11 protein-coding genes and 1 pseudogene are annotated in these 8495 nt (G+C 69.9%); 8 read left to right on the top strand and 4 right to left on the bottom strand.

Going from position 1 to position 8495, the window contains the following annotated elements; all coding sequences use genetic code 11:
• Window positions 1-248: 248 nt before the first annotated feature.
• From VG276_16920 to VG276_16910, 3 genes are all read left to right on the top strand, one after another.
• Complete coding sequence (locus VG276_16920; protein ID HEV8651024.1) at window positions 249-374, top strand: hypothetical protein; 126 nt, start codon at window positions 249-251, stop codon at window positions 372-374.
• 206 nt (window positions 375-580) lie between these two features.
• The gene (locus VG276_16915; GenBank protein HEV8651023.1) at window positions 581-1258 is read left to right on the top strand and encodes a CBS domain-containing protein; all 678 of its coding nucleotides are present in this window, start codon (window positions 581-583) and stop codon (window positions 1256-1258) included.
• A gap of 92 nt (window positions 1259-1350) precedes the next feature.
• Window positions 1351-1983: a DUF4389 domain-containing protein gene (locus VG276_16910; protein HEV8651022.1), complete on the top strand. Its 633-nt coding sequence runs from the start codon at window positions 1351-1353 to the stop codon at window positions 1981-1983.
• A 53-nt stretch (window positions 1984-2036) separates the two neighbouring features.
• On the opposite strand, the gene VG276_16905 is transcribed toward VG276_16910, so the two are convergent.
• The gene (locus tag VG276_16905) at window positions 2037-2420 is read right to left on the bottom strand and encodes a hypothetical protein (protein HEV8651021.1); all 384 of its coding nucleotides are present in this window, start codon (window positions 2418-2420) and stop codon (window positions 2037-2039) included.
• Window positions 2421-3261: 841 nt separating this feature from the next.
• Between VG276_16905 and VG276_16900 the strand changes: the two genes are divergently transcribed.
• The 5 genes and pseudogenes from VG276_16900 to VG276_16880 all read left to right on the top strand — a co-directional run bounded on the left by VG276_16900 (window position 3262) and on the right by VG276_16880 (window position 7075).
• Window positions 3262-3957 carry a CBS domain-containing protein gene (locus tag VG276_16900; GenBank protein ID HEV8651020.1) on the top strand — a complete coding sequence of 232 codons (696 nt, stop codon included), beginning with the start codon at window positions 3262-3264 and terminating at the stop codon, window positions 3955-3957.
• Between the two features lie 262 nt (window positions 3958-4219).
• Window positions 4220-4945, top strand: a complete 726-nt coding sequence (locus VG276_16895) for a DoxX family protein (protein ID HEV8651019.1) — start codon at window positions 4220-4222, stop codon at window positions 4943-4945.
• Between the two features lie 367 nt (window positions 4946-5312).
• Window positions 5313-5747, top strand: a complete 435-nt coding sequence (locus VG276_16890; GenBank protein ID HEV8651018.1) for a DUF4260 domain-containing protein — start codon at window positions 5313-5315, stop codon at window positions 5745-5747.
• Window positions 5704-5973: pseudogene (locus tag VG276_16885) on the top strand (wax ester/triacylglycerol synthase domain-containing protein). The gene VG276_16890 and the pseudogene VG276_16885 overlap by 44 nt, the downstream one beginning before the upstream one ends.
• Before the next feature lie 22 nt (window positions 5974-5995).
• Window positions 5996-7075 carry a wax ester/triacylglycerol synthase domain-containing protein gene (locus VG276_16880; protein ID HEV8651017.1) on the top strand — a complete coding sequence of 360 codons (1080 nt, stop codon included), beginning with the start codon at window positions 5996-5998 and terminating at the stop codon, window positions 7073-7075.
• A 168-nt stretch (window positions 7076-7243) separates the two neighbouring features.
• On the opposite strand, the gene VG276_16875 is transcribed toward VG276_16880, so the two are convergent.
• The 3 genes from VG276_16875 to VG276_16865 form a co-directional block, all read right to left on the bottom strand.
• Window positions 7244-7309 (bottom strand): hypothetical protein, encoded by a 66-nt coding sequence (locus tag VG276_16875; GenBank protein HEV8651016.1) that lies wholly within the window; start codon window positions 7307-7309, stop codon window positions 7244-7246.
• Between the two features lie 167 nt (window positions 7310-7476).
• A complete protein-coding gene (locus VG276_16870) occupies window positions 7477-7842 on the bottom strand; it encodes a CBS domain-containing protein (GenBank protein ID HEV8651015.1) in 366 nt (121 codons plus the stop codon).
• A 65-nt stretch (window positions 7843-7907) separates the two neighbouring features.
• On the bottom strand, window positions 7908-8204 hold the full coding sequence (locus VG276_16865) for a hypothetical protein (protein HEV8651014.1): 297 nt from the start codon (window positions 8202-8204) through the stop codon (window positions 7908-7910).
• Window positions 8205-8495: the final 291 nt, after the last annotated feature.

The raw sequence follows: 8495 nt of genomic DNA, 5'->3' as shown, positions 1-8495 counted from the left end.
GGCGTACCAGACGACCACCAGGCTCATGCACACCAGCCCGAACGGCACGGTGCGCTCTACTGCCCGGCGGGTGCGGTTGCGGGCCTGCCCAACGCCGATGAGCGGGCCGGAACAGATCACCTCTCGCGCTCCCAAGGTCTTCGGTCACTCGGCATCAGCCGTTTGGCCCCACTAGCCGGTCGCTCCATGGCGGCGCCTGGGGGAGGCAGGTCCGACCTGCTAGGAGCGCGGATGGAGGGAGGTGGACCGTGCGGATCGTCGGGTGGTTGGTGGTGGCCGCCTCGCTGCTGCACATTGGCGAGGAATACGTTCGCGACAAGGTCGTGCTGTACGCGCAGCCCGGAGCCTCCCTGAGCAGGCGCTCGAGGGCCTGATTGCCAAGAGCAGGGCGCCGGGCATGGACGACATCGACCGGCGCATCAGCGAGCGGGCCACCAGCGCCTGATGCGCATCTCCTCCTTTCGACCTGGCCGTCGCAGCGACCGGGTCGTTCGCACCCCAGAGCGTGGGACCTACGGCTCTGGGACCGGTGGCTCCGTCCACCTACCGTCGCGAGCAGACAGCGGCAAGGGGAGGGAGCATGAAACACTCGGTCAGCGACGTGATGTCCGCACCGGTGGTCAGCGTGCAGCCAGCCACGTCCTTCAAGAGGATGGTGCAGCTCCTCCAGCAGCACCAGATCAACGCCCTGCCGGTGGTCGACCCCGACGGGCATCTGCTCGGGATCGTCTCGTCGACCGACCTTGTGCTCAAGGAGGAGCACCCGCCGGGCGAGCCGGTCGCCTTCCTCGCGGGCGCCGCCCAGCGAAGGCAGCGCGCCAAGGCGGGCGGGGCCACGGCCGCCGACTTCATGTCCACACCGGTGACCACAATCCTGCCTGGGGCGTCGCTCAACGCGGCCGCCCGCCTGCTCCATCGGCGCGATGTCAGGCACCTGCCCGTGGTCGACGACCGGCGCCGGCTCGTCGGCATGGTCACTCGGCGGGACCTGCTCAGCGTGTTCCTCCGCCCGGACGCCGACATCCGTCACGAGATCACCACAGGAGTGCTCCACGCGACCTTCAACCTGCCCCCCCAGGCGGTCCAGGTCGACGTGTGCGACGGGGTCGCGACCCTGTCCGGGAGGGTGCCGTGGCGCAGCACCGCGCGCGAGCTCGTCGATCACGTGAGCGCGCTGGACGGGGTGGTCGGCGTGGTCGACCGCCTCTCGTGGACGCACGACGACACCATCCGGGCGGCAGCCACGCCGTGGGGGTAGTGGCGTATCGGGCTCGCGACCGGCTCGCTTGCTGCCCCACCGCCGGTAGGAGTGGAATCCCCCCGACGCTCGACGGCTGAGAGGAGAGAGGGATGCAGCAGCCTGCCGCCTACCCGGTTCGGTTCTCGGTGGACTATCCGGACCGACCGCTCGATCGGCTGACCACGTTCTTCCGGCTCTTCGTGGCCATCCCGATCCTCATCGTGCTGGGGACCGTGTCCGGGGGGACCTGGCAGTGGACCACCGACCGGGGCAGGGCCGTCGCGGCCGGGGCCGGTGGCCTGCTGTTCCTCGGTCCGCTGCTGCTGATCCTGTTCCGGCAGAAGTACCCGCGCTGGTGGTTCGACTGGAACCTCGAGCTGCAGCGGTTCGGCAACCGGGTGGGCGCCTACCTGGCCCTGATGGACGACCACTACCCCTCCACCGACGAGCACCAGGCGGTGCACCTGGACTACCCCTACCCCGATGCGCAGCGCGACCTGAACCGGTGGCTTCCCCTGGTGAAGTGGCTGCTGGCGATCCCCCACCTCATCGTGCTGTTCTTCCTCGACATCGCGGCGGTCGTGGTGGTGATCGTCGCCTGGTTCGCCATCCTGTTCACCGGGCGCTACCCGCGGGGGCTGTTCGACTTCGTGGAGGGCGTCATCCGCTGGCACAACCGCGTCATCGGTTACGCCTTCGTGCTGGTCACCGACAGGTACCCGCCCTTCCGGCTCTCCCCCTGAGCCGCGCGGCGGTTCCGAGACACGGATGGGACCCGGCCTCACCCAGGGATGCATCACGCCGCCTCCTTTCCCGCCCGGTGGTCATTGCGGTCTTCTGAGCCTTCGGATTCGGCACGGGATCCCTCCCGGCCCGTGTCCCGGCGCCCGGGCTTGCCGCCGAGGCCAACGCCGAACAGGACCGCCAGGCCGACGCTGGCCAGCAGCAACGACCAGACCGCGTTCCTGGCGTCCTTGTTCCACCAGTTTTGGTTGTCCATGAGCAGCGCCAACCCGATCGTCGTGATGGTGGCCGAGCCGAGCGAGACGCAGCGTCCCTCCACCATGACCGCCAGCCCGAAGCCGATGATCGCCAGCGGCCACCACTGGCTGACCATCTGACCCCATGCCAGCGTGCCGGTCACGTCCAGGATCCCGAAGGTCCCGAGGGCCAGCAGCACGAGCCCCAGCCAGATGCGCGTGGGCTTCATGTCATCCTCCTCAGCGCGGCACAGACTTCTCCTTCCCATGATCGGGCGAGGCAGCCGCGCGCAGTAGGGCGGTTGGACCCCTCTTTTCTGGGCTCCTCAGAGGTGGCGGCAGAGGTGGCGGCCTCAGCACGCCACGGTTTGGCGCAACGCAACAGCGCCGGCGCGTCCGCCTCGACGGTCACCACCTCGCCGGTCATCAGGTTCTCCATCAGGTGATGCATCGCCACGTTGGCGGCAGCGGCCCCGCGCCGATAGGGCCGATGGTCCCGACCGCGCCGGGCTAGCGGCCCCCGCCCACCAAGGCTGGCAGGGCACCGGCACGCGGGACAGGGCCAAGAGCCCCATGCCCTAGATCCGAACGCCCCGCCGTGTGCGGCGGAACCACAACCACCTCACCAGGACAGCCTGCCCGGGCATCGGGATCACCACAGCAGCCAACCGCGACGGTGCCAGGCTGCCGAGTCGTAGTCGGCCTGCCCGCATGAACTAGCCGGACCGCCTGGTCCGCGGGACATGGCATGAAGGAGATCACGCGGGAACGTCTGTGCCACGCCACGTCCGGCTGGCCTTCCGGACCGACCTGCTCGCCTGAGCGGGCACGTGGCAGCGGGCGGCGCTCTGCGGGCTGGACGGGATCTGCGCCCTGACGCGCATCGCGGTTCCCGTGGTGTGCCGCCGCGACCCGAGCATGCCTCAGACACCGGACCCAGCTCCACGGCCGGGTGACCTGCTCGGAGCGTGACCGTCGGCCCTGGGAAGACGGCCGGTACGGGCGTTTGATGACCTCGAGAAGCAGTGCGAGGAGGCCACGATGAAGACCAAGGTCCAGGACGTGATGAGCCGCGCGGTGGTCGCGGTCGACGAGTCGACGTCGTTCAAGGAGATCGTCGAGCTGCTCGCCCGCCACCGGGTCAGCGCCGTACCCGTGCTGGACGCGGCCGGGCACGTGACCGGGGTGGTGTCCGAGGCCGACCTGCTCCTCAAGCAGGAGCACCCCGAGGCCGGGCTGGACGCACCCCGCTTCGAGCGGCGCCGCCAGCGCCTGGAACGCGCCAAGGCGGCCGGTGCGGTGGCCCGCGAGCTGATGACCAGCCCGGCGGTCACCATCGGGCTGCTGGCCACCGTGGACGAGGCTGCCCGGCTGATGCACAGCGCCGACGTCAAGCGCCTCCCGGTGCTCGACCCGGTCACCGGCGCGCTGGTCGGCATCGTCAGCCGCGGGGACCTGCTGGGCGTGTTCACCCGGCCCGACGCCGAGCTCCGCCGCGAGGTCGTCGACCAGGTGATCCTGCGCGAGTTCATGATGGACCCGGCCCCCTTCGTGGTGCAGGTCTCCGACGGCGTGGTCAGCCTGCAGGGCACCTGCGAGCGGCGCAGCCTGGTCCCGCTGCTGGTCTTAGCGGTCCACGGCGTCGAGGGGGTGGTACGGGTCGACAACCGGCTCGGCTACCACCATGACGACCGCGAGCTGGCCGTGCCCGGGCCGTGGCCCTGGCCGCGCCTCTGACCACGGCCCACGACCCGACGCGCCGGCGCGTCGAGGGGCACGGCCCGAATCTACGGCCGGCTCGCCCAGTTGTGGGCCGAACGGCCCGTCACACCCCGGTCCTCCGGCCCATGAGGATCCCGGTCATCTGGCCCATGACGGGCGGGCCAGCATGCGCGACCTTGGGAGCGTGAAGCCGCCGCACCGCGAAGAGGGCGGCGGACACCCCGAGACGGCGGCTGCGGTCGCCGGCCGCGGGAACGGAAGGAGGCGTAGCAGCACCATGACATCGCAGAGTGCCGCACGGACGGCGGGCAGGCCGGTCTACATCGAGGAGCCGCGCTTCGCCAAGTGGCTGTTCGGCTCCAGCGCCGCCGGCTGGATCTGGCTGGTGGCCAGGGTCTGGCTGGGCTGGGAGTGGCTGCAGGCGGGCTGGAGCAAGCTGTTTGGCGGCAACATCACCTGGCGGTTCTGGAACTGGGGCGACTCCGCCTACAGCCTCACCGGCGACGGCAACATCGGCTGGGTTCGCGCCGGGACCGTCAAGACCCCCGACGGCCAGCGGACCATGCAGGTCGGCGACGCCGTCGCCGGCTTCGCGCGGGGCGCGCTGGAGCGCGGCACCGCCGGGGAGCATCCCGACATCGCCTACTCCTGGTACGTCAACTTCCTGGAGTGGGTGCGCGACAGCGGCCACACCGTCCTCGGCCCGACGGTGGCCGTCGGCGAGGTGGTCATCGGCATCGCCCTGATCCTGGGCATGTTCACCGGGATCATGGCGTTCCTGGGGGCGATCCTGAACTTCTCGTTCGTGTTCGCCGGCAGCGCCGGCGTCAACCCGGCCATGATCGTGGTAGCGGGCCTGCTGATCCTGGCCTGGCGCAACGCCGGCTGGTACGGCCTGGACCGCTACCTGCTGCCCAGGCTTGGCACCCCCTGGCACCGCGGCGAGCTGTTCACCCAGTCAACGCCACGGACCAGCACGCGGGGACGGGCAGCACCCGCCTGAGCCGCGCAACGGCCGGACCCCGCGCCCTTCGGGGGAGGGCGAGGGGGTCCTTCGCGCTCGAGCCGTGCCACCCATCGGGCCGGTGCAACCGGTCGCAGCTCAGCCGTGGTAGACGTTGACGGTCCATTGCTGGCATTGCCGTAGGTCCCAGACGCGGCAGGCCCTTTGCCTCTCACCGCCACCGGCGTCCGCCAGCACCATTGGCCACAACGACGGTTGCGGAGCGACTCCTGATTTCTAGACGCCCTCGAGAGCGCGCGGGTGAGGAAGATGGCATCCACCGAGACTGCGGCGAACGTCACCGCGGCGTTTGAGCCCACAGACGCGCCGGTCACGTCGCCGACCCCCAAAGAGGGGCAGCGGTGCGGTGACGGGCTTGCCGCTGGTGCTGCTCCGAAGCGAAGGCGTGGCGCTGCTTGCCATGGCGGCGGTGCTGTACGGCAAGCACGGGGGGTCGTGGTGGCTGTTCATAGCGCTGTTGCCGGCACCGGACCTCGGCCTGCTGGGTTACCTTCGGAGCAAGCGTGCCGGTGCCGTGGCGTACGACCTGACCCACACCTACGTTCCCCCCGCCGCCCTGGGCGTGTTCGGGGTGGTCACCGGGTCCGGCCTTGCCGTCGCGCTGGCGTTGGTCTGGTTCGCCCACATCGGCATGGATCGCGCGCTGGGCCTGGGGCTGCTGTATCCGGACGGTTCCGGATGCACCCACCTCAGGGGGAAGCGCCACGGTCGGAGCAGGGCCGGGTCGGGGGTGGCTCATGGACCGCTTGAGCGCGCAGGACCTCATGATGCTCTGGCCTGAGGAGCTGGGGTGGTCACAGGACATCGGCGCGCTCGCCATCCTCGACGGCAGGCGGCTCCTCGACGCCGATGGTCGATTCCCGATCGAGACGGCACGCGATCAGATCCGACGAAGGCTCCATCTTGTTCCTCGCTTCCGGCAGCTGCTGTACCGCCCACGGTTTGGGCTGGGCTGGCCGTTGTGGACCGACGCTGCGTCCGTCGATATCGCCGAGCACGTCCGAGTGTTCCCGCTCGATCCTCCGGCCGATGAGTCGCAGCTCCTGCTGGCGTGTGAGGAAGCTGCGGCATCGACGGCTGAACCGTTCGCGGCCACTGTGGGAGCTGTGGTTCCTGCCCGGTCTGCCCGACGGACGCGTCGGGTTGTTCATGAAGGTGCACCACGCGATCGCCGATGGCGTCGCAGGGGTCGCTGCGCTCGGCGCGTTCGTCGATCCCGTCCCCGATCCACCCAAGACGAGCGAACCGCCGTGGACGCCGGCAGCCATGCCCTCCACGCGTGAGCTCTTGGGCGACAACGTGCGCCGGCGCCTCCAACAGCTCGGTCGCACGTGTACGATGCTTGCCCATCCTGCCGAGACGGTCCACCAGGCGCGGCGTGGATGGCCAGCGGCGCGCGAGGCCTTCGCGGAAGCGCGGGCGCCTCGGACCAGCCTGAACCAGCGGATCGGCAGCCACCGCAGCTTCGCCCTCATCCGAGGCAACCTCGACCTCGTCAAGCAGATCGCCCACACCCACAACGCGAAGGTAAACGACGTCCTGATGGTCGTCCTCGCTGCCGGCCTGCGCGACCTGCTGCTCGGCCGTGGCGAGCGTGTCGATGGGCTGGTCCTGCGGGCGTTCGTTCCCGTGTCGCTGCACACCGAGCAACCGGGTCAGGCGCACGGCAACCTGGATGGAGCAATGGTCGTGCCGCTGCCCATCGGTGACCCCGACGATGCGCGCAGGTTGCAGCTGGTCGCCGCCGAGACAGCGAAGCGGAAGACGAAGCGCCGTCCGCAAGGCGGCACGCTGTTCCGCAACGTCCCGATCCAGCGCGCCGCGCTGTGGCTCGCCCCCCACCAGCACGTCATGAACACCTACGCCGCCAACGTCCCCGGCCCGCCGGTGCCGCTGTACTTCGCCGGCGCCCCGGTGCTCGAGGTGTTCCCGGTGGTGCCCATCATGGGCAACGTGTCGATCGGCGTGGGCGCGCTCTCCTACGCGGGGCAGTTCAACCTCACCGCGGTGGCCGACCGGGAGCTCTGCCCGGACCTGGAGGTCTTCGTCGAAGGTGCGGCTCGCTCACTGGACGCACTCGCGGACTCGGTTCGTGTGCGCCCATCGTGAAGGGAGATGAGTGAGCATGTGGCCCAACGGTTACGCGGAACTCTTGCGACGCGCACAGGATCGGTTGTCGTCGATCGATCACACCAGCATCGACTCACCGTTCGGAATGATCGAGTACGCCGAGCGAGGCGGCCGGCTCGGTCCGAATGGTACGGACGGCGAGCAGCGTCAGCGTGCGATCAGCACCGGACGGTGGCTGAGATGGAGAACCTTGTGGGCGACGCTGCCGAGCAGCAGCGACGCAAGATCGGTCCGGCCGCGAGCCCATGAGGATCACGCCAGACCGGAAGCGTGACGAAGACGGTGGTGCCTTGCCAGGCTGGCTGGTGAAGAGGTTGGTGGCCCTATGGAAGCATTCGCGAACCGAGGCAAGCAAGGGTGGCCGGGCGGCAAGACGGCCTTTACGTGCCCGTCCCGATCAGGTCGCGGATGGACAGCATGCCGGCCGGCCGATGGCGCTCGACGACCGGGAGATGCCGGACGCCGAGCTCGGCCATGATCCGGATTGCGTCGGCCAGGTCGGCGTCGGGCGCTACGGTGGCCGGTCCTGGGGTCATGTGGTCCCGCACCAGACTGCGGGCGGGATCGACACCGTCGGCGACCGCGGCGGTGACGTCACACTCGGTCACGATCCCGACCAGCGCGTGGTGCTCGTAGACCGGCAGGGCCCCGACCCCATACCAGCGCATGCGCTCCGCCGCGTCGGCCAGCGACTCGTTCGCGCCGACGGTGATGAGCACCGGGCGGGAACGCTTGGAAACCTTCATCGGTGCCTTCCCTTCCTCGGGATGTTCGTCTCGTCGGAGGCGACGGTGCATGGGTATCCCAGCTCCTAGAACAGTGCGGCCGGCCAGCCGGCCGCAACGGCGGCCAGCACGCCGACGTCGAGGAGCACACCGGCGGTGAGCCAGGGATGGAACCAGCCGAGCTTGAGCAGCAGCCCCGCGGCAGCCGCGAGCGCGGCGACCGGCGCCCACCACGCGACAGCGCGCCACCGGGATGTCGTTGCCGGTGGCGAAGCGGGCCACCGCGGCGCGGTGGCGAAGCGGGCCACCGCGGCGCGGAACCGCTCCCCGATCTGGTTGAACAGCGCCGGCGACGGGACCGGGTTGCCCAGATGCTTGGTCAAGAAGGTCACGACCTGCCCGCTGACTTGCAGGTTGGGGCGTAGCCGTTGAGGCAGACGCGGTCCAGCCACGCAAGGTCCAACCGCACGTGCCCGTCCAGCACCTGGCTGATAGTTACCGTACTCGTCTGGTTGGCCGCTTGGATCGCTGTGCGGCCTCGGACACAATGCCGACCAGGCGGCCGTTCTCCACCACGGGGGCGGCGTTGGTCCCCCGCCGCACCAAGATCCCGGCGACGTCCTTGAGGTGGGCGTCCGGCTTCAAGGTGACCACGGGCGTCGTCATCAGGTCCT

Source organism: Actinomycetes bacterium, from assembly GCA_036000965.1.
Taxonomy (GTDB): Bacteria; Actinomycetota; CALGFH01; order CALGFH01; family CALGFH01; genus DASYUT01.
This window is presented reverse-complemented; position numbering and strand designations above follow the sequence as displayed.

Bases quoted from the DNA above. Each gene is read 5' to 3' on its own strand.
- VG276_16915 (HEV8651023.1), top strand. From the start codon at position 581: ATGAAACACTCGGTCAGCGACGTGATGTCCGCACCGGTGGTCAGCGTG.
- VG276_16910 (HEV8651022.1), top strand. From the start codon at position 1,351: ATGCAGCAGCCTGCCGCCTACCCGGTTCGGTTCTCGGTGGACTATCCG.
- VG276_16900 (HEV8651020.1), top strand. From the start codon at position 3,262: ATGAAGACCAAGGTCCAGGACGTGATGAGCCGCGCGGTGGTCGCGGTC.
- VG276_16895 (HEV8651019.1), top strand. From the start codon at position 4,220: ATGACATCGCAGAGTGCCGCACGGACGGCGGGCAGGCCGGTCTACATC.
- VG276_16880 (HEV8651017.1), top strand. From the start codon at position 5,996: ATGAGTCGCAGCTCCTGCTGGCGTGTGAGGAAGCTGCGGCATCGACGG.
- VG276_16870 (HEV8651015.1), bottom strand. From the start codon at position 7,842: ATGAAGGTTTCCAAGCGTTCCCGCCCGGTGCTCATCACCGTCGGCGCG.